Origin of the sequence: Amycolatopsis tucumanensis (assembly GCF_021654135.1) — a bacterium.
Taxonomy (GTDB): domain Bacteria; phylum Actinomycetota; class Actinomycetes; order Mycobacteriales; family Pseudonocardiaceae; genus Amycolatopsis_E; species Amycolatopsis_E tucumanensis.
Genome location: NZ_JAKGSD010000016.1, coordinates 18,190 through 41,321 on the forward strand (window position 1 = coordinate 18,190; position 23,132 = coordinate 41,321).

Genomic DNA, 23,132 nt, shown 5'->3' on the forward strand with positions numbered 1-23,132 from the left:
CGGTCCTCCGCGCCTGTCGTGCGATGCTGACCAGGTGAACGACCTGTACGTGACGGGCGTGCGCCCGTGGGGCGGCCCCCTGTCCGATGTGGAAATCCGCGACGGCCGGATCGCGGCGGTGACCGCGGCCGGCGGCCCCGCACCGGAGGGCGTGCCGCAGCTGGCGGGCGAGGGCCGGTTGCTCCTCCCCTCGTTCTCCGACGTGCACGTCCACCTGGACTCCACCCGGCTGGGCCTGCCGTGGCGGCCCAACGACTCCCCCGGCGGGGTGTGGGCGAACATGCTGCACGACCGCGCCCACTGGCGCGAGGGCGACGTGCCGATGCGCGAGCGGTCCACGCACATGCTCGGCCTGCTCATCGCGCACGGCGTCACCCGCGTCCGCGGCTACGCCCAGGTCGACGCGGACTGCGAGCTGGAACGCCTGGAAGCCGTCGTCGCCGCGCGGGAGGCGCACGCCGGCCGGGCCGAGGTCGAGATCATCGCCTTCCCGCAGGCCGGGCTGTTGCGCGAACCGGGCGTCCCGGACCTGATGGAGGCCGCGCTGCGCGAGGGCGCCGGCGTGATGGGCGGCATCGACCCGTGCGGCGTGGACGGCGACCCGGTGCGGCACCTGGACATCGTGTTCGGGCTCGCCGACCGGTACGGGGTGCCGGTGGACGTCCACCTGCACGAACCCGGCGAGCTGGGCCTGTTCAGCCTCGGCCTGATCATCGAGCGGACCCGCGCGCTGGACCTGCGCGGCCGGGTCACCATCTCGCACGCCTTCACCCTCGCCCACACCCCGTCGCCGCGGCTGGACGAGGTGCTGGCCGAGATGGCCGAGCTGGACATCTCGGTCGCCACCGTCGCGCCGCCGGGCCGCGGCACGCTCCCGCTGCAGCGGCTCACCGAAGCCGGCCTGCGCGTCGGCCTCGGCGACGACGGGCAGCGCGACTACTGGTCCCCCTACGGCAACGCGGATCTGCTCGACCGGACCTGGCAGCTGGCGTTCACCAACGGGTTCCGCAACGACCACCTCGTCGAGCACGCGCTGGCCGTGGGCACCTGGGGCGGCGCGACGGTGCTCGATCCGTCGCTGCCGCGGCTGCGGGACGTGCGGGACCGCCCCGGAGTCGCGGTGGGCGACCCGGCGGACCTGGTGCTGCTCGACGGTGAGGCGCCCGCGGCCGCGGTGCAGGACCGGTTGCCGCACCGCACGGTGGTCCACGCCGGGCGGGTGGTCGCTCACGACCTCGCGCTGGTGTGAAGGAGCGCGCCGACGGCGAGTTCGTAGATCCCGCGCAACCGCCCGAACAGCGCGGGGTCGCTGTCCGGCGTGATCTGCGCGGTGGCACTGACGGCGACGGCCCGGCGGCCGTCCAGGGTGGCCGCGGCGAACTGGGTGTAGCCCGGGGTGTTGCCGGTGTGCCCGTAGACGCGGCCGTACCGCGTGTCGTAGCGGAAGATGCCGAGTCCGGCCGCGTTGACACCCGGCCCCGGCGGTTCCGAACCGCCCGGCCGGAACGTGAGCTGCGCGGCGCGCACCGCCGGGTGCAGGAGCGCCCGGTAGCCGCCGATGAAGCGCGCCAGATCGGCCGGTGTGGACACCACCCCGCCGGAGGCCCAGCTCCAGCCCGCGGCGACGAGCCGGGTCACGTCCTCGGCGCCGTCGTAGCCGTGCAGGTGCGGTTCGGGCAGCGCGGAGCCCCGCGGCAGGCTGGTGCGGTGGAGCCCCAGCGGCTGCGTGACGTGCCGCCGCAGCAGGTCCTCGTAGCGCGCGCCCGCCGCGGCCTCGCACATCAGCGCGACGAGGATGTTGTCCGAGTTGGAGTAGGCGTACCGGGTGCCGGGCGTGAACAGCAGACCGGGGTCGTCGAGGTAGCCGAGCAGGTCGCGCGGGGGCGGCGGGTCCTGCAGGGACGCCAGCAGCGCGTCGCGGAACCGCTGTGACCGGCTGAAGTCCGGGATCCCGCTGGTGTGGCCGAGCAACTGACGGAGGGTCACCCCCGACCACTGCGGGGGGAAACCGTCCAGCCGCCGCCCGACCGTGTCGTCGAGCCCCAGCCGGCGGCGGCTCACCAGGGACAGCGCGGTCGCGGCGCTGAACGCCTTCGCCACGCTCGCGACGCGCATGTGGTCGTCGGGCCGGGGTTTCCGGCCCGTCGCCACATCGGACACGCCGACGCTGTGGAAGGCCGTGCCGTGGCTCCGTCTGAACGCGACGGTGACAGCGGGCGGACCACCTGGCGCGCCTTGCAGTTCGCGCATCGCCTCGCGCAGGGCTCGCTCGACGGGTGGTGATTCACCGGCCACCGCGCGGCCCGTGAGGACCGTGCACCCGGCTGTGCCGAGTGCCCCCAGCTTCAGGACCGTCCTGCGCGACAGTGCCATCGAGCGAGGGTACACCGCGACCGGTCAGAGCTGAAGCGCCGATTTCTCTTGCCGCAGAAGCGATTCGATCTTACCGGGGTGCTCGTCGGCGACCACCACGGCGCCGCGGACCAGGTCGCGCGCCCCGTCGAGCAGCTCCGCGGCGAGCGCCAGCCCGACCTCGGCCTCCCGCTCCCCGGCAGCCTCCAGTTCGGACAGTGCCCGCGGCGGGATGGTCACGTCCGGGACCTCGTAGGCCAGGTACTCTGCTTCGGCGAAGCCGGACAGCGGCGCGATCGCCACCAGCACCGGGATGTCCACTCCGGACAGTTCGGCGACCATCCGGGACAGGCCCTCCAGCTCGTAGACCGGCCGCGTGATGAGGAACTGCGCGCCCGCGGCGATCTTCGCCTTGGTGCGGGACAGTTCGGCGTCCTGGTCCTCCGCGCCGGGGTTGACGCGCGCGCCGATGTGGAAGGCGGTGCGGGTGGCCAGGGTGAGGCCGGTGTGGTCGCGGCCGGAGTTGAGGCCGGCGAGCAGCCCGATCAGGCCGACCGAGTCGACCTCCCAGATGCCGTCGGCGCCCGGGTAGTCGCCCAGCGGTGCCGGCGTTCCGGTCTCGCACACCACCGTGCGCAGGCCGAACGCGTGGGCGCCGAGCAGGTCCGCCTGCAGCGCCGCGAGGGACCGGTCCCAGGCGGTGACGGTGGTGATCGTGTCGACGCCCGCCTCGCGTTCCAGGCGGAGCGCTTCGCCGAAGTTGCCGCGCACCAGCGCCAGGTCGGCGCCGCGGACCCGCTCCACGTCCTCCGGTTCGCCGTGCGGGGTGACCTGCGCGGCGAGCACGAAGCCGGGCCGGGCGAGGCGGCGGGCGAGCGGGCTCTGCGGCGGCGCCGGGCGCGGCTTGGGCACGGCCGTGACGGGGCTGGCCTGGCGGGGCCGCAGGTCGGCCAGGCGGGCGACGACCTCGCGGATGTGGCCGGGTGTGGTGCCGCAGCAGCCGCCGATCATGGCGGCGCCGTGCTCGGCGAAGCGCCGCGCGTACCGCCCGAAGTGCGCGCGGGCGACCGGGTAGGTGAAGCGCCGCCCGGTGCGCCGCGGCATGCCCGCGTTGGGGTGCACGCCCACCGGCAGGTCGCCGGCGTCGCGGAGTTCGTCGAGGATCGCGAGCATGTGCTGGGGGCCGACGGTGCAGTTGGCGCCGACCGCGGTGACCGGGAGGCCGGTGAGGGTCTTGACGACCTCGCGGGGCGTCTCGCCGGCCGGGGTGAGGCCGTCGCTGGTGAAGGTGGCCTGGGCGACGATCGGGAGGTCGGTGACCTCCGCGGCGACCGTGATGGCTTCGACCAGTTCGTCGAGGTGGCCGAAGGTCTCCAGGACCAGCAGGTCGACGCCGCCGTCGACGAGGGCCTGGACCTGTTCACGCACGACCTCGGCGCGCTCGTCCGCGCGGACGCCGGCCCGCGCGGACGAGGACACCGCCGGGGAGACGGACCCGGCGACGAAGATGGTCCGGTGCACCCCGCGACGAGCCTGCCGGGCGAGTCGCACGGCGGCGAGGTTGATGTCGCGGGCGCTGACGGAGCACCCGTGCTCGGCCAGCCGCAGCCGGTTCGCGCCGAAGGTGTTGGTGAGGAGCACGTCCGCGCCCGCGGCCACGTAGCTCTCGTGGATGGTGCTGACGAGCTCCGGGTTCGAGAGGTTGAGTTCCGGCAAGGCCCGGTCCAGCGAATTGCCCGCCACGTGCAGGACGGTGCCCATGGCCCCGTCGAACACCAGAACCCGCTCGGACAGCTGCTCCGCGAACCGACCTCTCACGTACCCTCCCGGCGCCGTTACCTCCGGGCGTGCACGTGCACGAGGATCCGGCCGGCGCCGCACCCCCACCAGAGCACCGCGCCGCCCGCCATGCACCCATCCTAGGCGCTGAAACGGGCACATCGACCGGTTCGACACCGCAGGTGCACCACCACTGGGCCGTCCGGGTGACCCGCCCACCGCGGTGGTGGCCGGTCGGTGTGCGATATGTTGTCGTTCACCCTTGGATGGGTGCGGGCGCGGCTGTGTGCGCCCGCCTGGGGCCGGTAGCTCAGCTGGTTAGAGCAGGGGACTCATAATCCCTTGGCCGCGGGTTCGAGCCCCGCCCGGCCCACCGGTTCTGACCAGGCGTTATGGCTCGTTGGTTGATCATCGTGTCGCGGCTTGTCCATGACTCTGTCCATTGACACTTCCGCGGCCCCGACCCACGCTTGCGTTCATGAGCGAGCCGACAGCCAAGGGCGACAACCGCAAGCGCGGCAACATCCGCCAGCGCGGCAAGTCCCTTCAGGTCCGCGTCTACGCCGGCATCGACCCGGTGACCGGGCGGCAGAGCTACCTCACCGAGACGGTCAAGGGCACCGACAAGGCCGCACACCGCCAGGCGCAGAAGGTCATGACGCGCTTGCAGGCTCAGGTCGACCGCCAGCGCGGCCCCGACTCCTCGGTCACGCTGTCCTACGCGATCGACGAGTGGCTCAAGACCGCCGATATCGAGGCCACCACCCGGCACGGGTACGTGGGCTACATCAACCGCACGATCAAGCCCGCCCTCGGCAAGATCGCGGTCAACAAACTCACGGCCCGCGCCCTCGAAACCTTCTACGCCGAACTCCGCCGCTGCCGCGTCCGCTGCGACGGCCGCCCCTACATCGAGCACAAGCTCGAGGGTGACCATGACTGCAAGGTCGCGAAGTGCAAGCCGCACAAGTGCAGCGGCATGGCCAACTCCAGCGTGCGTCAGATCCACTCGATCATCAGCGGCGTCCTCAACGCCGCCGTCCGCTGGGAGTGGATCAGCACGAACCCGGCGCAGATCGCCCAGCGTCCGCGCCAGACAGCTCCACAGCCCGACCCGCCCTCACCCGCCGAGGCTGCCCGCCTCGTCGAGAAGGCCTTCGCGCTCGACGAAGACTGGGGCACCCTCGTCTGGCTCGTCATGACCACCGGCATCCGCCGCGGCGAAGCCTGCGCCCTCCGCTGGTCCCGCGTCGACCTCGACGAAGGAATCATCGAGATCCGCCGCAGCTACACAAAGCTCCGCGGCGTGGGCCAGGAGAAGGACACCAAGACCCACCAGATGCGCCGCATCGCCCTCGACACCGAAACGATCGTGCTCCTGCGCGAGCACAAGGCCCGCATGCAGCAACGCTGCCACGAACTTGGCGCCAAGTGGTCGGAGAACTCGTTCGTCTTCACCAGCACCCGCGGCTCCGACCTGAACGAGCCCTACTCCCCCGATGCCGTCTCCAGCCGCTACAAGAAGATGGCAACCCGCCTCGGCATCGACACCCACATCCACGCCCTACGGCACTACTCCGCCACCGAACTCCTCACCGCCGGAGTCGACCTCCGAACCGTCGCCGGCCGCCTCGGCCACGGCGGCGGCGGTGCTACGACCCTGCGCGTCTACGCCGCCTGGGTCGCCGCCGCCGACCGTAAGGCCGCTGAAGTCCTTGGTTCCCGAATGCCGAAACGGCGCCCCTAGGCCATCTGCTTTACAGAGGGACAATCGAACCAGCCCTGACCTGCACTTTTGCGTGGCGACTGGCGCACCTTGCCGCCCGGTTGCCGCTCAGTACTGGCCAGAACGTTGAAACCTGTGCAACGCCTCCCGGGAATCTGCGATTCTTCCATCATGGAGAAACGACCGACTGGGAGCACACGTCAGGAGGCGGCAAAGAAGCTTGCTCAGCGCAGCGCGCTGGTCCAGCTGCCCACCTGGCTGTGGGGCGGAAACTTCCAGGACCTCGCCGCCCACCTCGGCTGGCATCTTGAAGGTACAGAGGATCCGGATACGTGGCGGGTACGACTCGTCGAGCGTAAGCGCCACAAGGCAGCTCGGTTGGTGGAGCTCAAGAAGCTTGCTCATAGCGGTAACGTCGACTCCAAGGGGAGTTTCTCGGAACTGAAGACGTTGCCTGCGCACTCACAGTTCATCTCTTTACCTCCCGAGCAAATCAACGACGAGTTTGAGAGGATCGCCCGAATGGATTCGGGTATCGGAGCGTTCCTCGCACAGCTAACACTGACGACTACCGCTTCCCACGAAAATGATCTTCCCGACCTTATTCGGGAAATAATGAAGGAAGGATTATTTAAGCAGCTCCCGAACTCCGTCGCATGGCTACTCAAGCTTGACACGATGCTCCATCACCGGTTTGCAGTCCCAAGAGTTTTGCTACAGACAGAAGAAAACCCGGCAATGTTCAAGCAGAAGCCACCGGATGGTCACGAGTTCCGCAGTTCGTTCGGACTCTACAATGACACCGTCGTGGGACTTCAGTCGTATCTTTCTCCTCTACTCCTCTCCCTGAGCCCGTGGGTATGGGGCATACCTGCAACACGCGCGGGCGGAGTGATTATCTACACTTTCGGAAAAGAGGTCCCAGGAAAGCACGCCCATGCAACGGAACCCCTGCAGCACTTCCATTCAAAAGGGCTCTCCAAGAAGACCCGAACGAAAGTCGACAAGCGTGACATCGAGGAGACGATGCACTGGTGGGTCGACCGCCTGAATCTTCTCTTTACCGAGATCACCGACCCATGCAACTTCCGGAACGCACACGATCAGTTCGAGCCAAGGGTGCAGTTTGAACGAATGCTCAGCCTGGAGCAACTCTTCCGCAACATACAGTCGATTTCGTCTCTCGAGCGCGACCCGCATGCAACACGGATCATGCTGATGGACACTCTAGACACACTTGAGGGAATGAAGTTGCTCAGCTTCGCTGAAATGTGCAAACTGTCCAGAGCAGAGGAGACTTTGAAAATAATCGAAGCTGAACTTCCCGCAAATGTCGCCAAACTGCTACTTCCGCGCGCACGAGCTGGCATACAAGCCCTACGGGACCTTCAAGATGGCTTTTTCCTCAAAGCGCGCATGTCCACAGATGGAAATATCATTCTTCCCGACAAGAAAGGCGGAACAGAGCAGGTGACAAAGGAGAAGGCGGTAGCGCAGTGGTTGAGGGTACTACGAAACGCGGGTCACGGATTCGGCGGAAGAGGCTCAGGAGGCTCTCCCAGAGACCAAGTGTTACTTCTTGTCCATGATGCCAACATACCGCCGGATATTTCCGATCTCGCCTACCTGTATTTGCTACGCCTCGTGACTTTTCCGGAGCTTCTACGACGTTTCGATCCGAGCCTTGGCACCTGATTGGCCGTGCTCCGCTACCCGCAGGTCCGCTAGCCGACTGTCCTCATGTAGTCGCCAGTACTTTGACACTGTGTGCTTTGAGGGCCGAGGTGGTCTAACCCGGCTATTCCGGTGCTCGCGGCACGCCGAGAGCATCACTGAGCCTGTCGTCGAAGGTGCGGAAGCTGCTGAGTGCATGGGTCCCCACCGGCTCGACTGGCTCCGAGAGAACAGCGCCCGAGTCGTCGTAATGGACTTTGCGGCTGAAGCTCCAGAAACAGTGAACCGGCAGCACCTCGCCGACTTCGAGTGGAAGGTTCCCGAGGTGTTCGAAGTAGCCACGGGACCACGGCAGCCGGTTGATCAGCAGCGGCGGCATCAGCAGCTGGTCGGGACGAAGCAGCTCGCGACGAGGCACGTCCGTGCTCTCCGAGCGGGTCTTGAACACATAAATCAGGATGTTGCCGGTCATGGCGTGGATGGGCACGTCGGTCTTGATCACGCGTCCGAACGAGTACAGACCGTCCGGCATCTGCACAGCGAACACATCACCGGGCTGCAGACGCTTCCGAGACGGCTTCAGGATGCGGATATTGGTCTCGAGCAAGCCCACGCAACGCTCCTTCGATCAGCTGCCGCAACGGTAGCGTCCGGCGGTCACCGGTCGGCCTGCAGACCAGTTGCCGACACCTCGACGGCGCCGGCCTTTGCCACCGCATGCTCCTCGCCGGGCTGTCCTCGACGCCAAAGCCGCGACACGCCGTACATCTTGCGTCGGCCGATGGTGTCGGACCCACGATCTAGAATTCGTCACAGGCTCAAGAGCGGTGTTGCTGTTGAGGCTTCTGCGTTCCGCATGGCCCGAGACCACATCAGGGCCAATACAGGGGGCGGCACGCATCCCCACCTGGAACGCGGCGTCAGCCGTAAGCCGCAGAGGGCACCCTGTGGCCCGCGCAGAAAAGAGCTGGTCGTGCAGGTCGTCAATTGGCTCAGCCAAGTGCCACCCCATGGATTGTGGATTGCCGGCGCGGTGGTCGTCGCCATGCAAGTTGTCCGATGGATCGCCGTCTCCGTGATCTTCTTCAATCGACGGCCCGAAGAGGAACTCAAGATTGTCGGCACGATCCGTCCTACGGTGGAATGCCGTCCGGTCCGTAGTGATAATCCTGATGTCACGCCGGCGTTGACGAACCGCAACGAACGCCCGCTAGGCAAAGCCGGCAAACATCCGCGACGGCATTCCAAGCTCCAGGGCGAGCATGCGGCGCAGCCCCTCGCGGACAAGCGCCCTCCCAACGGGCCGTCCTCCCGTTCCCGGACACCCCGCCACAACACGACCGCCAAACGCACGTAAAGCGGGCCGCACGGCCATGTGATCAAACCCCTGCTCCATCGACCTAGCATGCCTGCCTGACCGGGGCCTCGACAGATAGCAAGGCCGTAGGCTGCCACCCGTGGCTGAGGAACGTGGTTCGTGGGAGACGTTTGGTGAGCGGCTGGTCTACGACAACAAGTGGGTCAAGGTCGGGTTGACGGATGTCCGGGCGCCGAACGGGGAGCGCTGGGACTACCACGTCGTCCACCTGGCCCGGATCGCGATCGCCCTGATCGTGAACGACCGGGACGAGGCGCTGATGCTCTGGCGCTACCGCTTCGCCACCGAGCAGTGGGGCTACGAGCTGCTCGGCGGGATGGTCAACGACGGCGAGGACGCTGCGATCACGGCGGCGCGGGAGGCGGCCGAGGAGAGCGGCTGGGAGCCGGTCGGCGAGCCGAAGCACCTGATCAGCTTCGAGCCCCTGCCCGGGCAGGTCACCGCGCCGATCGACGTCTACCTGTGGCGAGAGGCGCGGCACGTCGGCGACCCGACCGACACCGAGGAGGTCGGCCGCATCGAGTGGGTGCCGCTCTCGCGGGTCACCGAGCTGGCACAGCGGCAGCAGCTGCTGGGCTCCGGGACTCTGGTCTCGCTGCTCTACTACATGGCCAAGCGCCGAGGCTGATCAGCCGGGGAAGATCAGTCCCTGCAGCCGGCGCAGGTGCCGGTCGGACTTGATCTGCTGGCCGAGACGGCGCGCTTCGCGGGCGTAGCGGAGCGCGCCGTCGCGGTCCTGAGCCGCGGCGTGGGCGAAAGCGAGGTCCACGAGCATCCCCACCTTCGCCCGGACGAACGTCTCCGGGAGTCGTGGAAGCGCTTGAGTCAGGTGATCGATGGCGTCAGGATCTCCGAGGCGCGCGAGCGCGTTGCCTCGCCAACGGTCGAGGTGTGATCCGCCGAGGAACAGGAACGGCAGGGCGGCGTCGACGGGGTCGCTGGGCAACAGGACGTCGGCGGCGTCGAAGGCAGCGAGCGCTTCGTCGCGCCGGCCGACGACGGCCAAGCCCTCGCCGTGCGCGGCGGACAGCCAGGCCTGCAGCAGCGGCGGCACCACGCCCTCTCCCAGCGCACGGGCGTGCTCGAGCTGCTCGGCAGCCTGCACCGTCTCACCGAGGTCGATCAGCACGAACGCCTGCTCCGCTGTCGCGTGTGCGAGTGCTGCCTGATCGCCCGCTTCCCGGGCGGCGGCTTTGGCTCGTTCGTAGTGGTCCCAGGCCTGGACGATGGCGTTGCGGTCGAGGGCGACCCAGCCGGCCAGGGTCGAGGCCTCGGTGAGGACCTTCGAGAGAGCCTCGCGGTGGCCTCGGACGGTGCTGTAGCCGAGGAGCCGCTCGAGCTGCTTGATGTGGCTGCGTAGCTGGTCGAGGAGCACGACCCCGCCGTACTGGCGGTCGACGTGCCGGGCATCGTCGACCTGCCGGCGGAACCGCTCGATGGTCTCCGCATCGACACTGCGCGCGGCCGCCAGCCGGGCTCGCAGCTCGAGCGCTTCCCCGTCGTCGGCCTCGGGTGGGAAGCCCAGCTCCTCGTTGGTCCGGCCGTAGACGTCCCGGAAGAGGCGCTGGTACGGCTCGCTGACGGCCGAGTGCCCGTTCTCCCACTCCGACAACTTCGTCTTCAGGCTGCCCTCGGACATGATCGGCATGCCGATCTGATCGGCGCGCTGACGCATCCGCCGGATGACGTCGGCCGCCTTGTATCCGAGGCTCTTGCGAACCGCCTGAAGCTTTGTCGCCGGCATCAATCAAATCGCTCCGGATAACCGCGCTGACCTGCAAGGTTAATTCGAGTTAATGGCGTCCGCGTTAACCGCAGCCACCTGCGCGAATAGCTTCCACTGCCGTTTCCTTGAGGCATGGAAAACACCTCAGGCACCCCGATCACGACGATCGTGCATCAGTGCGGCGACGTTCGCGGTGAGCGAGGCGAGCTGCTCGCTGATCGTGTCCAGCCGGTCTTCGATCGTTCCGAGCCGGCTGATGATCTGGTCGAGCGGCTCGTCGCCGGTCTCACCAGGGGCGAGCGGCTTCCGCCCGCGCAGGATCGCGTTGAGGTGACCGGGATGCCACCCGAGCGCGAGGGACAGCGCTTCGAGGGTGCGGGCGCTGCGCTTCCGCTCGACAGTGTGGTGCTGGATCTCCCGCACGATGGCCTGGGAGACGTGAGACCGCTCGGCGAGTTCTCGCTGTTTCCACCCGAGCTCGGTCACGCGCTCGTTGATGGCCTTCGAGACCGCCGCCCAATTCTCCGTCACCTATTCCTCCGTGCTCCGCCTCGGAGCCGAGGTTAGCGCCTGATCGCTTTACGCGGCGCAAGTAGCACATTGCGTCGCCAATTCGGATCAACCACACGCCACCACGAGCTGATATCAGCCCATATTTCCGCTGAAATCACTTGAAGGAATCCTCCATGAGTACCTCTATGCCCAATGAAGGCCGCCCGGCCTTCTACACCGTCAAAGAAGCGGCCCGGATCCTCCGGGTCGACGCGGCCACCCTCTATCGCGCCATCCGGGACGACGCGTTCCCCGCTGTCCGGGTCCGGAGCCGTTACGTCGTGCCGGCCGCGGCCCTGGACAAGCTGATCGCCGAGGCCGCCGAGACCGGAGGTTGTGTCGATGTGGCCCGGATGGCCGCCGAGCGGCGCACGGCTCGCGCCATCGAGCGGCTGACCGGGGGTGCGTCATGACCCCCGACGACTACGCCGCCATCGCCAAGCGCCTGGACCGCTTCGCCCCCGTTCCAGACGAGGTTCTCGCCGACATCGTGACCCACGAGGGCCTGTGCTTCTGGGTGTTCGACCGCGACGAGATGCCCGATCTGTCCGGCGAGACCGAGCCCGACCGCGAACTCGCGGCCTGGTCGTGCGCGGGCTGCCCGGTCGTGAACTCGTGCCTCGAACTGGAACTCCGCGTCGCCGGCGAGCACACCGTCGGCGTTTGGGGCGGTCTTGCCGACACCGACCGCCGAAAGGTGCACCGCTTCTGGCAGTGGCGACGTCAGCACCCGCAGGGAGGCGCCCGATGAACGTCAACCTCACGACTTCCCAGATGGTCGTCGGTGCGGGTGGCATTCTGCTCCTCCTCATGGTCTGGCGCTCCGGCGCGCGCCGCGCCCGCAAGGCCGCCGAACGTGCACGGGACGGCGCCCGGGTTGTGTCACTGGCCGGTCGAGTGTTGTTGATGACCGCCGGCCTGGTCTGCATCCAGTGGCTGGTGTTCACGCACTCCACCGACACCACGCTGCGGCTGGTCGCGCTGGCGCTGCCGGATCTCATCGCCGCCTACGTCCTCACCCGCGCGTTGACCGTCACCGACCTCGGCACCAGGCGCTCGCGAGGTGATCGGCGATGAACCAAACGGACCATCAGAACCGGGTGGCCGCCCCGCGGCAGCCACCCGCCGACCTCACCCGCGCCCAGCGCCTCGCCCGAGACGCAGCGGAGGCGGCGGAGGTTCGCGCCTATCAGACGCACCCGGACGTCATCGCTCTGCAGGTCGAGCGGGTCCGCAAGCAGGTCGACCGGCTGTGCTGGACAGGCATCGCGCTGGGCCTCGCGTTCACGATGGCCAACGTTCAGCACTTCGCGGCCGCCGGGTCGGCCCCGTGGTCCACGCCGTGGCTGATCGCCTGGCTGCTCGACCCCACCGTGTCCCTGGTGCTGCTGGCGATCCTGCGCGCCGAGCAGGTCACCTCGCGATATCAGGTCCGAACCGGCCGCTGGGTCCGGTGCGCGAAGTGGCTCACGCTCGCCGCGACCTACGTCATGAACACCTGGTCGTCGTACGCGGCAGGATCGGTGTCCGCGGTGGTCCTGCATTCGGTGCCACCGCTGGTGGTGTTCGCCGCCGCCGAAGCAGTCACCGACCTACGCGACAAGCTCACTGAAGCCGCGTCAGTGGCGTTCACGGAGGCAAGCGAGCGGCGCCCCCGCACCGTTCACAAGCCGTCCTCCGCGCCGCGTCCGAAACGGACTTCGAGCAAGCACCGGAAGTCCTTTGACGACTATCTCGAGCAGGCCCGAGCAGCGTGGACACCCGACGTGACGATCAGTCCGGCATGGATCCGGGAGGTGACGGGCTGTTCGCGCGGCCTGTCGCCCCGGCTCGCCAACGCTCTGGCTCGTGAGGTGCGGCCATGAACGATCAGCAGCGTTCACAAGCGGTCGAGAAGGCCGAGCCCGTGTACGACGCCGAACTGGTCGACGACACGCTGCCCCAACCGCGGCCGCGTTCACGGTGGCATCGGCTCAGGCGCTGGTGGCTGATCTCGCCACGGGTCCCCGCGACACTCAAGTCCAAGGCGCAGGCCTGTCAAGCGCTGAAAGATCTGATCGTCGCACTGCTGAAGTCCCCTTGGCGCTACGTGGGCGCCGTCGTTCGAGGTGCCATTGCTGGCCTGCGGTGGTGGCGGCGGTGGGTCACGGTGCGCGAGTACCGGGAAGCCGCTGAGCACCAGGAGAAGCTGGCAGACAAGTTCATCGAGATCCGCGCGCTGACTCTCTTCCGCTGGCGCGTGACCGGGGCGGTGATCGCCACCGCGATGCTGGCCGGCTTGGCGATCGTGCTGATCTGGGGTCCGCGTCCGCTCTGGCTCACGATGGCTGCCGGCTCTGTGGGGCTCGCGGTCCTCGGCCGGAGGAAGGAGGGCAGCCCTGGTCGCAAACCAGCGCTTGCCGGTCCGCGGACCCTGACCTGGACGATGGATCCGCAGGTTCTGGTCGACGCCTTCCGCGACGCCAAGCTGATCGGCAAGGATGAGATGCTGCGATTGGTCGAGCGAGCCACCCGGGTCGGTGACGGCTGGGCCGTCACGGTCGACCTTCCCGCCACTCGCAAGGCCGCCGACGTGATCAAGAATCGAGAGGCCCTGGCGTCGGCGCTGGCGGTGGACGAGGTCCAGCTGATCGTCGAACGTGTCCGCGGCAACGGCGGGCACGCGGGCCGGGTAGCGCTGTGGGTCGCCGACACGGACCCCTACGCCTCCCCTCCCCTGCGAACACCGCTGCTGCAAGCGGAGCGATGGGACGCCTGGCAGCCAATCCCGTTCGGACGCGACGCCCGCAACCGGCGGATCGACCTGCCGCTGGTGTGGACCTCGCTGCTGGTCGGAGCCATCCCTCGCCAGGGCAAGACGTTCGCCGCCCGCCTCGCCGCCGCCGGTCTGATCATCGACCCGTGGACGCGCCTGTACATCGCGGACTTCAAGGCCGGCAAGGACTGGGACGCCGCAGCGCAGGTCGCCCACCGCTTCATGTCCGGCGACGAGCCCGAGCATGTCCTCGCGCTCAAGAACTGGCTGGTCGAACTGGTCGGCGAGGTCCAGGGTCGGTACCGGCGGATGCGGCAGCTCGACGACGAGATCTGCCCCGAATCCAAGATCACCCCGGTGATCTCCCGCGATCCCGCGCTCGACATGCCGATCACCGCGATCTTCATCGACGAGGTTCAGGTTCCGCTGGAGGATCGCACCCCGGTTGACGTGCAGGGCAAGAAGCTCACCGCCGGCGAGTACGTCGGCGAACTGCTGACGTGGCTGGCGAAGAAGGGACCTGCTGCGGGCATCGTGCTGGTTCTGGCGACCCAACGGCCGGACTCGAAAACCATCCCGTCCGGGCTGCGTGCCGTCCTCGGCTCTCGCTTCGCGCTGCGGGTCATGGACTGGCGGGACAGCAACATCGTGCTCGGCGAACAAATGAACACCCGAGGCTACGACAGCAGCAGGCTGCTCCCCTCGCACAAAGGTGTCGGGATCCTGCGACCCGACGGCGAAACGCAGTCCTCTGGAGACACCCTGGCCATGACAGTTCGCACCTACTACATGCCGAACGAGGACTGGCAGGCCATCTGCCGCCGGGGCAGGACGCTGCGCGAACAGGCCGGCACGTTGACCGGTCACGCTGCGGGACAGGACGCGATCCCGGTCCTCGACCACGCGGGCGTAGCCCGCGCGATTGGAGGCGCGAAGCCCCGGTCGCAAGCCGAGTTGCCCGAGCCCCTCGCCGCCGTCGTCGAGTACCTCGGTCGCGATCTGGACGAGCGCGACTTCGTCCCGACGGCCGAGCTGGTCGAGGCACTGGACGTGGAACCGACTGCGTTTGGGCGCCAGATGGGCGAGCTCGGGTGCCCGCCGGAACGAGGACGGGTCGCGGATGACAGCGGTACCGTCCGGCAGGTCCGCGGCTACACCACTCGCGCGATCCACGCGGCGATCGAGTCGTGGAACGAGGACACCTGACCCGTCTTATCCGTCCTGGCAACCCGTCACGGCGTCACACCGCTCGTGACGGGTTGCCACCTCCATTGACCTGCTCGAACTGTCCATGTGACGGCTGTGACGGCACCTGCCCAACCTCGTCACCACGAACAGAATCTCGCCGATCCTCGCGGAGAACAGCCTCGCCCCGAGAACCCGTCACGAACGTCCCCTTCGAGGGGACGGTCACGACCAGACCACGCTCGCGGAGCAGCTCGGTGGCATGCCGGGCGGTGCCCAGCGACACGCCGTACATCTGAGCGAACCGCCGCTCCGAGGGCAGCGGAGCCTCCGGAGGGAGCCCCCCGGCCTCGATCAACCGAGCGATGTAGTCCGCCAGCTGCTGATACAGGTACCCGGGCGGACAAGCTGATGGGTCGAACGGCTCGAGCTCAGCCATCTCGGTTGTCCTCGTGGTCAGCCTTGCGATCCGGTCCGGCAATCAGCTCGAGGACGGAAGCGAGCTGAGTGGAGAACGACTCCAATCGCGACTCGATCGCCGCCAGCCTCGCCAAGATCCCCGGGCCGAGCTGGGGCAACCCCGGGCTCTCGGCTCCTGGAGCCTTCACCAGGCACTCCTCACAGGGCATGCCGGCGATCTGATCCAGCAACTCCAGCTCGCCCGGCCCGAAACGTGCTCCACAGCAGGCACGCAAGTAGGCAGGACTCCCGGGTTCCTGCGGCATCGGAATCAAGTGCGCCACCCGCTCGCGTTCTCCCACGGAACCTGCGATCGGCCTCGCCAAGAGCAACTCAGTGGGCATGTCTACCTCCCCTCCAGCACCTCCATCTGAGCTGATGCGTTCGCTGAATCAGCGTCGGCTCGATCAGGAGAAACAGCTGTGTCAAACTCGATATCAGCTTGACATCAGCTGATCGGCGGCGAGGTGCCATCAGGAGGCCACTAGCGGGCCATATCGCGCCAAGGCGCGGCAAGGAGGACGAGATGAGAGCCAATCGAGAACCGGCTCGAACGGTGCTCGAACTGAAGATCCGAGAACGCGGCGAGACGCTGACAGAGTTCCTCGACTACGCGAGCCGGTTCGCGAGGCGAACGGGTGAGAGTGGCACCCTCAGCGAGCGCAACCTCAAGCGGCTGATCAGCGGTCGCAAAAGCGATGGATCGCCGATCGGCCTCCCCCGGCCGGCGACCGCCCGGCTGCTCGAACGGATCTTCGACCTTCCTATCGAACAGCTGCTGTCACCACCCGACGAGACCCAGCTTTCCCGCGCCGGCACCGAAGACGAACTTCGGCAACGCCTCCGATCGTCCAGCCGGGTCGACCCCCAGGTGATCGCCATCCTGAAACGGCAGCTCGACGAGATCCGCCGGCTCGACCGCCAACTCGGCGCGATCATGGTCCGCGACGAGGTGAGTATCAAGGTCAGCCAGGTCTCTCAGCTGCTCTCCCACAGCCTGTCACCAAGAACACGACAACAACTCGCCGGCCTGCTGGCAGAGCTCTGCACCCTGCTCGGCTGGCAGACCCTCGACGCCGGCAACCCCGAGCAAGCCTGGCGACACTACGAACAGGCCAAAACCGCAGCCCTGGAGTCAAACGATCCCCAGCGGCTCGCGCACGCATCAGCCGAGCAAGCCTTCGCACTGCTGGACATCGGCGAGACCGACGCTGCCGTCGATACCCTCGCCGCTGCCCGGCGCACCGTCGAGCGCACCGCGAGCCGCCACCTCCGCGCCTGGCTCGCAGCCGCACATGGCGAAGCCTTGGCTCGCGGTTCCGATCGCTCCCGGGCCCTTCGAGCGTTCGACCAAGCCGCGGCACTTCTGCCGCCAGGAGACGCCGAACCCGCTGAGCCGTACCTCGCCCTCGATGACGTCCATCTCTCCCGGTGGCGCGGTCACGCTCTCGCGCAGGTCGGGGAACCCGAAGCAATCCAGGTGCTCACCTCGGCGCTCGACAGACTGGACCCAACGTTCACCCGAGCCGAAATCGGCCTGCGCGTCGACCTCGGCATCGCTCTGCTGAAGCACGATGAACGCGAAGAGGCCGCCAAGCACCTCGGAAGGGCCGCTTCCATGGCGACGAGCGTTGGCTCACAACGCCAAATCAGTAGGATTCGGAAGGCTCAGCTGACCCCTTGACCCCCAGAGTGGTCGACGCGACGTTCTGACCTGCGCAAACAGAGAATCGCCTGCACAAGTTGGGGCAGTTGCGGCACGTTGCGAACAGCTGACCGACCAACGCGAACATCCGCAGCTCCACATTCGCTCCTTGTACCGCCTGGCTCGGAGGGACTGAGACCGCCGTGACCACCTCCTTCACCGCCGCTGTTGGAGGACGTTCTCGACTGCGGCCACCCGCCCACCGGCGCCATGAGCTGCTACCCGTGCTCGAACGAACGCGAACGCCACGCGATGACCCGCGCGAACACGTTCGTCGCCTTACGTGTCCTCGGCCGACGAGGCGCTGACCACCTGGTCCGGCGGACACCTGGCCACGACCGACCCAGCCGACGCCGACCACGTCGGCCGGCGCGCATACACCCCTCCGGCGGGATGTGGACCCGCAACATATCGCACGCCACCGACTTCGACGGACGTCACACAGAACCCAGGTCCGTATCCTGAAGTGAATGACGCCCCTGCACTCCGTCCCTGATCCATCCGTCGAACAGGCCGAGCGTCCACGATGATCGACTACAATGTCAGCGACCATTGGTCGGAGGACGATCCGGACTGGCTGAAATCTTTGGTGTCGTCACTCGATCGAAACCACGGCGCCAGCACCGTCCTGCCCCTCACGGCCATCGTCAAGGAGATCGCCGACTGGGTCGAACTCGCCAGCGGCACCGACGCCTGGAAGAAGACAGCCAACCGGGACTCGCTCCAATGGGATCTCGATGAGTCGGTGGGCGCGATCAGCTCATCGCTTCGTGCGCACATCGCTCGACCGCTCGCCGCCTTCCAGACGGCCTTTGCGAACCTCACTAGTAGCTCTCCGGCGATCCTCAGCCAGCCACCTGGAACTCGCGTCGACGCCGTCTGGACGGAAGCGCTCTCGACCGCCCGCAACTTGTTGAACGCTCTCGACTCGGACCAAGCCGTCCGCGCGAGCTGGGACGGCCTGGTCTCGACGGCCCAGGACCGAACCCTTGCCCGACGCGAGTACCGCCCGATCGCCGAACTACTGTTCGAGCAGGTGCGGCGGCAAGGCCTCAGCGCAGAGCGGATGTTCCGCGATCTTGTCTCGATCGTTGCATACGGTCGGGACTCTGATGAGATTCCCGTCGGCACGAAGGACACACCGCTCGCAGAACGGCTTGCGAAAGCCCGCGCCCTTGTCGGGACGCCCGCCGCGGTCGAGCCGATCGTCGTTTGGCTCGGGTACCAAGGTCGGATCCATCTCCACCTCTCCGCAGGTCGCGTGTCGTTCATCGATGCACACTGGGCAGTACCGAACGCAGGGCCAGATGGGCAGGACTTCGAGCACAAGGCAGAGCTCTGGGAGCTCGTTCAGCACGGCCATGTGTTCAAGGTCGCGAAGCTGGTGAACGAGGAGTCTGATGTCGACTTCCTGGTGCGCGTCGACCTCGGTGACACAACGGCTGCCGGTGCGTTTGCGCGCGCCGTCGATATCGTGAACACGATCCTGAACGTGGCGATTCACAACGCGGGCGGGATTCGTCCACACCTTGCTCAGTACGGCCTCATTCGCTCAGGGAAATCCGACTGCTTCAATTTCATGGTCGCCAGGCGCGAGACCGGCTTTCCGGACGATCACTATGGGGCACGTATCACCGCCGACGCGATCGAGAAGCATGGGTCGCGGATTGCAGAGGCACTCGCCCGTGAGGAACTCCCTCGGTTCCTCGCTGCGGCCATTGAGGTGCAGACAACTGCCGATCGCCCGTTCAGCCGCGACATGGTGCTGCGCAAGCCATCTGCAGCCGACATCAGCAGCGTGATACCACTCGCCGATCGCGTCGTACAGCACGTCGCGGCGCATGCGGCGATGAACCCGAACAACCTGTTCAGTCTGCTACAGGAGCGCTGGCCACACGCCCGGTGGCTTACTGATCTTCAGCGTGCGGCGGGGATGTGCCTACTCGGCGGCGGTCGGCGCGACGAGCTACTCCACGAACTTACCGTGGGATGGTTTTCAGATAGGCCGAAGCAGCCGTGGATCCTGTTCCTCGCGGATCGAGCCGACGACTTCATCTCGCTGTGTCGCTTGGAACACGAGCGTGCCTGGATCGCGCGAATGTTCGCAAGTATCAGTGATCACGCCATCTACAGCATCATAATCGACGAGTACACAGCCGAGAGCAAAGTGCTGGAAGCACGCCGTCGCCGCGTCCGCAACGCGTTGGTCCACGGCAACCCCGCCAGCCCGACGGTGGTGGCGTCCGTGCGCGAGTACGCCGAGTTCCTGGGCGGCAGCGCCCTTAACCTGGGGCTCGAGTCCTACGTCGAAGGCACGGCGCCTGCCGCAGCATTGGCGGCCAGAACGGGCGAATTCACTGCGATGCAGGGCGGACAGGATGCCGCGAGCTACTGGCGCGCTCGCATCGCGGCGGACGGATGGCCGACCGTCTAGCTTGAGTTACCGTTGCGGCAGGGCGTCGTATGCAGGTTCGCGGGACACAAACTCGTCGCCCTACTGGCTTGCGACCCGCCACGACCGGGCATGGTCGGGCGGAACAAATTCGCTGGTGGAGACGCTCACCGCCAGCGATACTAGACCGGTGGCGAAGAAGAAGATGGCGCGGCAACTACGTGGGCAGTTGATGCTCCAGATCGCCGCAGGACGATTCTTCCGTCCTGACGTCCCGCTCAACGAGACGGAGCACCGCTACACGGTCTACAGCAACGCCTGTTTCGTCGGTGAGCCGCCGATCGCGTTACCGGTCGGCGAAGTGATCGCTTCAACCGAGATGGGGCTCACCTCGTCGGCGATGATCGCGGTCGTCGACCGTCTCGAGAGACAACGCCCCGACGGCACCGATGACTTCATGATTTCCACTGGCGGAACTGACCTGGTCGACGACCTTGCCTACCTGATGACGTTTGTTTTGAACCGCACGGTCAGCCGGAACCACGACCAGACCCGACGCCTGGTCACCGGCGACGGCACGCCGCGCGGACGCTCTGCCAATGACCTCTTCCCGGGCCTGTTTGAGCCGAGGCAAACGGTGCTGCCCGACCAGTGGGACGACCTCCGGCGGTTCATGAACGACGTCCTTAGCCTGAGCCGAGACGACTTCGCGCGCGTCATGCGGGCTATCCGTAAGGCGGTCGATGCGACACGGCGGGCCCTCGACGACCCGACGGGTGCCTACACAGACCTGGTGGCCGCTCTCGAATCGATCTCGGACGACGAACTCTCCACCCCGCTAACCTGGGACCGCTTCGACGGCTCTAAGCGCAAGCTTGTCGACGCAGCCTTGGTAGACGTGGACCAGGAGGCGGCCGACAAGGTGCGTACTGCTGTTCTCAAAGCCGAGCGGGCAGGCTCGAAACGACGTTTCATCTCCTCCGCTCTGGCCCGACTGTCACCGGGTTACTACCGCGATGGCGCAGTGGGGACGGTCCGGCCGCCGCGGGGCCCCGACATCGAGCGGATGCTCAGCATCGCCTACGACATCCGTTCACGGCGAAGCCACATACTCGAGGACCTTGGCGAAGGCGTGTGGCTCTTCACCGACGGCGCAGAAACGGCCTACGAGCCGAACTTCGAGCGCGTGCTTACCCTCGCTGGGCTGTGGCGCCTCATCAGGCACGTCGTCCGACGGTACGTCACCGATGCAGAGAAAATCGCGCCCGCCCCCTGGGACTACCGTGGCACCCTGTCTGGCATCGTTGAAATGCAGCTTGCACCCCAGTACTGGATCTGGCAGACCGGCGGACTCACAGCGGAGGCGGCGGCCCGCCGGCTCGATGGTTTCTCCGAGGCACTCATCGGATGGATCGGGGGACACCACAGCGACGGATTTCCCCTCGACCAGCTCTGTCAGGAGATCGAAGGTCTGGCCCCGAAGCTGCCCGACGGTGAGGCCAAGACGGCCCTGATCGCCATACACGTCCTTTGGCATGCGTGGGTTGATCCGGAGGATCGCCGCCCCGAGGCAGCGGCCTTCATCAACCAGTACAGAGCCGTGCTCGAAACACCGTCACCCAGTGCGTTCACAGTTTCGCTGCTGTCCAACGATCCGATGCCGATCTGGAGCGCGGACGACTGGGCCGCTATGGCGCAGGCGCGAAACGACGCCCGTTACAGCAAGAACCACGCACCGCTTCCCGCCATCATCGATGCATTGATTCAACTTCACGCCGCCGACGAGCTCGAGGCCACCGGCAGACACGAGGAGGCTGTCATGTTCGCCGCGAACGCCGTCGCAGAACTGCCTGGTAACGAGGCTCTTCTCGCGTGGGAAGCGCGCCTCCTCGCAGGCAACCACGATCCCAATTTTGATGTTCACGCGTTCCTCTTCGGCGAGCGAAAGGGCGAGGCCGACAATGTACCCTCCGGACATGAGCCGCCAGACGAGTCTGCAACCGAACAAGGTGGTGCGGCGTCGGAAGAAGGATGAGCTACGTTTCCAATCATGGCCAGGCAGACGCGGCTGCCGGCGGCAGGTGGACATTGCGATCTTCACAAAGTCGTCGACGACCAGGTGCTCGGTGCTGCCGGAGCCTGGCGGGCATCGGCACGATGTCGGCGGGGCAGGCGCTGGGTGAGCCTTCGTACGTCCGGTCGAGGTTGTGAGTGGTGCTGGCAACCAGGAGGCGCAGATCGACCACCGGGGATGCGACCCACCGCGGGACTACTACGGAGCCTCATGGCGAAGCCGGCTGAAACCGCACCGCCGCTCCGATCGGTGCTCGCCCGCGCTGTCCCAGCTTGACGACAATGACCGACTGAGCCTGTACTTCCGATGGGTTCCGCTCCCGATCATCAAGATCCTCACCAACCACCCCTCCTTGGATTGAAGCCGGATGAAAGGATCGGTGCAGCAGCAGGCGCGGGCTCACACTCGCCGGGTGGAACTGCAGCGAGTGGGCCAATATGAGCCCAACCCCCACCAACCGAACCCGCCCCGCCAAGAAACCAGGGAAGGTCTCCTCGTTCACGTCCCCAAGACTCTTCCCGACCTCAACCCCACTGCTGCAAGCACTCTGCTCAACATCCTCGAGGACCTCGCTGCCCAGAACGAACAGCCAGCAAATCGGACCAGAAAGCGAGTAACCGACCCCACGGCGAACGCCTACGCACCTCAGGCAGACGGTGTGAAGATTACCAAAACCGAGTGAAGGAATTCCATCGAAGCAGGGCGCCCACGCGGGGAGGTCCAAGTGACCGTATAGAACGCATCCTTGACGCAACACGGCACGCTTTAACGGCCAACGCCCGACCTTCATCGAAATCCAGGGAATCAGGAACTCACCACGTCGTGTAATTCAAGGCGTAAACCGCACTCGGTGACTGCAGCTTGCCCAGAGCCGACACGCCATCCTCGTGCTTGTGATGCCAGTGCGCTGACGCCAAGCCGATGGGCAGCTCAGGGTGGTCTAAGGAGAAGCCGAGCCTAGCGCACACAATCAGCGCCATCTCCACATCCACCCCATCCCGACCCTCGACGGGGTTACGCAGCAGGCTAAGCCCGAGGGCCCGCCCGCCCGTCGCCCCGAAGTGGCGGAGGACGCCTTCATGCGAGGCCCCGTCGGGACGACCGGGGACCACCACCAGTGACGAGATCACGCTCCTCTCCTCGGGTGTCATCCTTTCACCCTCTTGAAGACGACAAGCTTGACACAGCGACAGCTCGTACGGTTTTGGCCCCTACAAGGTGTCCGACTAGGTTCCGCAGCTGCGCACCTAACGTCGACTGGCAAGGAGCGAATTAGCCGTTTCTCTAACCCGGCCACGCTCATCATCTACAACGCTTTCGATAACACGCCAAGCCGCGTCCGTGTCAATACCCGCCAGCGCATCGAGCGCTTTGA

General features: G+C 66.8%; 21 protein-coding genes and 1 tRNA gene. 14 read left to right on the plus strand and 8 right to left on the minus strand.

Annotation, left to right across the window (positions count from 1 at the left end; translation table 11 throughout):
* Nucleotides 1-34 precede the first annotated feature (34 nt).
* On the plus strand, nt 35-1,249 hold the full coding sequence (locus tag L2C96_RS17610) for an amidohydrolase family protein (protein WP_237336990.1): 1,215 nt from the start codon (nt 35-37) through the stop codon (nt 1,247-1,249).
* Here L2C96_RS17610 and L2C96_RS17615 read toward each other — a convergent pair.
* Both L2C96_RS17615 and L2C96_RS17620 read right to left on the minus strand, forming a co-directional pair.
* Entirely contained in the window at nt 1,228-2,373 is a 1,146-nt protein-coding gene (locus L2C96_RS17615; protein ID WP_237336991.1) for a serine hydrolase domain-containing protein, read from the minus strand. The genes L2C96_RS17610 and L2C96_RS17615 overlap by 22 nt on opposite strands.
* Nucleotides 2,374-2,397: 24 nt before the next feature.
* Nucleotides 2,398-4,170: a bifunctional homocysteine S-methyltransferase/methylenetetrahydrofolate reductase gene (locus L2C96_RS17620; RefSeq protein WP_237336992.1), complete on the minus strand. Its 1,773-nt coding sequence runs from the start codon at nt 4,168-4,170 to the stop codon at nt 2,398-2,400.
* A 260-nt stretch (nt 4,171-4,430) separates the two neighbouring features.
* On the opposite strand from L2C96_RS17620, the gene L2C96_RS17625 reads away from it, so the two are divergent.
* The 3 genes from L2C96_RS17625 to L2C96_RS17635 all read left to right on the plus strand — a co-directional run bounded on the left by L2C96_RS17625 (nt 4,431) and on the right by L2C96_RS17635 (nt 7,552).
* A tRNA-Ile gene (locus L2C96_RS17625) sits at nt 4,431-4,504 on the plus strand.
* 69 nt (nt 4,505-4,573) lie between these two features.
* Nucleotides 4,574-5,878 carry a site-specific integrase gene (locus L2C96_RS17630; RefSeq protein ID WP_237336993.1) on the plus strand — a complete coding sequence of 435 codons (1,305 nt, stop codon included), beginning with the start codon at nt 4,574-4,576 and terminating at the stop codon, nt 5,876-5,878.
* Nucleotides 5,879-6,028: 150 nt separating this feature from the next.
* Nucleotides 6,029-7,552: a hypothetical protein gene (locus L2C96_RS17635; protein WP_237336994.1), complete on the plus strand. Its 1,524-nt coding sequence runs from the start codon at nt 6,029-6,031 to the stop codon at nt 7,550-7,552.
* A gap of 103 nt (nt 7,553-7,655) precedes the next feature.
* Here the strand turns inward: L2C96_RS17635 and L2C96_RS17640 are convergent, their stop codons facing one another.
* Entirely contained in the window at nt 7,656-8,144 is a 489-nt protein-coding gene (locus tag L2C96_RS17640) for an immunity 26/phosphotriesterase HocA family protein (protein ID WP_237336995.1), read from the minus strand.
* Nucleotides 8,145-8,504: 360 nt separating this feature from the next.
* Here L2C96_RS17640 and L2C96_RS17645 point away from each other — a divergent pair, with 360 nt between their 5' ends.
* Nucleotides 8,505-8,888, plus strand: coding sequence for a hypothetical protein (locus L2C96_RS17645; protein WP_237336996.1), 384 nt, complete (start codon nt 8,505-8,507; stop codon nt 8,886-8,888).
* A 100-nt stretch (nt 8,889-8,988) separates the two neighbouring features.
* Entirely contained in the window at nt 8,989-9,537 is a 549-nt protein-coding gene (locus L2C96_RS17650; RefSeq protein WP_123682787.1) for an NUDIX domain-containing protein, read from the plus strand.
* Here the strand turns inward: L2C96_RS17650 and L2C96_RS17655 are convergent, their stop codons facing one another.
* Both L2C96_RS17655 and L2C96_RS17660 read right to left on the minus strand, forming a co-directional pair.
* A complete protein-coding gene (locus tag L2C96_RS17655) occupies nt 9,538-10,653 on the minus strand; it encodes an NsdA family TPR-like regulatory protein (protein ID WP_237336997.1) in 1,116 nt (371 codons plus the stop codon). It abuts the gene before it with no gap.
* A 126-nt stretch (nt 10,654-10,779) separates the two neighbouring features.
* Complete coding sequence (locus tag L2C96_RS17660) at nt 10,780-11,166, minus strand: helix-turn-helix domain-containing protein (RefSeq protein ID WP_237336998.1); 387 nt, start codon at nt 11,164-11,166, stop codon at nt 10,780-10,782.
* A 155-nt stretch (nt 11,167-11,321) separates the two neighbouring features.
* Between L2C96_RS17660 and L2C96_RS17665 the strand changes: the two genes are divergently transcribed.
* The 5 genes from L2C96_RS17665 to L2C96_RS17685 are packed head-to-tail and all read left to right on the plus strand — an operon-like array spanning nt 11,322 to nt 15,148.
* The gene (locus L2C96_RS17665) at nt 11,322-11,600 is read left to right on the plus strand and encodes a helix-turn-helix domain-containing protein (protein ID WP_237336999.1); all 279 of its coding nucleotides are present in this window, start codon (nt 11,322-11,324) and stop codon (nt 11,598-11,600) included.
* The gene (locus tag L2C96_RS17670; protein WP_094005818.1) at nt 11,597-11,938 is read left to right on the plus strand and encodes a WhiB family transcriptional regulator; all 342 of its coding nucleotides are present in this window, start codon (nt 11,597-11,599) and stop codon (nt 11,936-11,938) included. Before L2C96_RS17665 ends, L2C96_RS17670 begins: the two co-directional genes overlap by 4 nt.
* The gene (locus L2C96_RS17675) at nt 11,935-12,264 is read left to right on the plus strand and encodes a hypothetical protein (RefSeq protein ID WP_237337000.1); all 330 of its coding nucleotides are present in this window, start codon (nt 11,935-11,937) and stop codon (nt 12,262-12,264) included. Before L2C96_RS17670 ends, L2C96_RS17675 begins: the two co-directional genes overlap by 4 nt.
* Entirely contained in the window at nt 12,261-13,052 is a 792-nt protein-coding gene (locus L2C96_RS17680) for a hypothetical protein (protein WP_237337001.1), read from the plus strand. Before L2C96_RS17675 ends, L2C96_RS17680 begins: the two co-directional genes overlap by 4 nt.
* Nucleotides 13,049-15,148 (plus strand): FtsK/SpoIIIE domain-containing protein, encoded by a 2,100-nt coding sequence (locus L2C96_RS17685; protein ID WP_237337002.1) that lies wholly within the window; start codon nt 13,049-13,051, stop codon nt 15,146-15,148. The genes L2C96_RS17680 and L2C96_RS17685 overlap by 4 nt, the downstream gene beginning before the upstream one ends.
* A gap of 34 nt (nt 15,149-15,182) precedes the next feature.
* Here L2C96_RS17685 and L2C96_RS45095 read toward each other — a convergent pair whose 3' ends face one another.
* Together L2C96_RS45095 and L2C96_RS45100 are read right to left on the minus strand one after the other, a co-directional pair.
* Nucleotides 15,183-15,566 (minus strand): GntR family transcriptional regulator, encoded by a 384-nt coding sequence (locus L2C96_RS45095; RefSeq protein ID WP_308191161.1) that lies wholly within the window; start codon nt 15,564-15,566, stop codon nt 15,183-15,185.
* On the minus strand, nt 15,559-15,930 hold the full coding sequence (locus tag L2C96_RS45100) for a hypothetical protein (RefSeq protein WP_308191162.1): 372 nt from the start codon (nt 15,928-15,930) through the stop codon (nt 15,559-15,561). Before L2C96_RS45100 ends, L2C96_RS45095 begins: the two co-directional genes overlap by 8 nt.
* Nucleotides 15,931-16,112: 182 nt before the next feature.
* On the opposite strand from L2C96_RS45100, the gene L2C96_RS17700 reads away from it, so the two are divergent.
* From L2C96_RS17700 to L2C96_RS17710, 3 genes are all read left to right on the plus strand, one after another.
* Complete coding sequence (locus L2C96_RS17700) at nt 16,113-17,270, plus strand: NsdA family TPR-like regulatory protein (protein ID WP_237337003.1); 1,158 nt, start codon at nt 16,113-16,115, stop codon at nt 17,268-17,270.
* A gap of 547 nt (nt 17,271-17,817) precedes the next feature.
* Nucleotides 17,818-19,725 (plus strand): hypothetical protein, encoded by a 1,908-nt coding sequence (locus L2C96_RS17705; protein ID WP_237337004.1) that lies wholly within the window; start codon nt 17,818-17,820, stop codon nt 19,723-19,725.
* A gap of 148 nt (nt 19,726-19,873) precedes the next feature.
* Nucleotides 19,874-21,718 carry a hypothetical protein gene (locus L2C96_RS17710; protein WP_237337005.1) on the plus strand — a complete coding sequence of 615 codons (1,845 nt, stop codon included), beginning with the start codon at nt 19,874-19,876 and terminating at the stop codon, nt 21,716-21,718.
* A gap of 851 nt (nt 21,719-22,569) precedes the next feature.
* On the opposite strand, the gene L2C96_RS17715 is transcribed toward L2C96_RS17710, so the two are convergent.
* A complete protein-coding gene (locus L2C96_RS17715; RefSeq protein WP_237337006.1) occupies nt 22,570-22,887 on the minus strand; it encodes a hypothetical protein in 318 nt (105 codons plus the stop codon).
* Nucleotides 22,888-23,132: the final 245 nt, after the last annotated feature.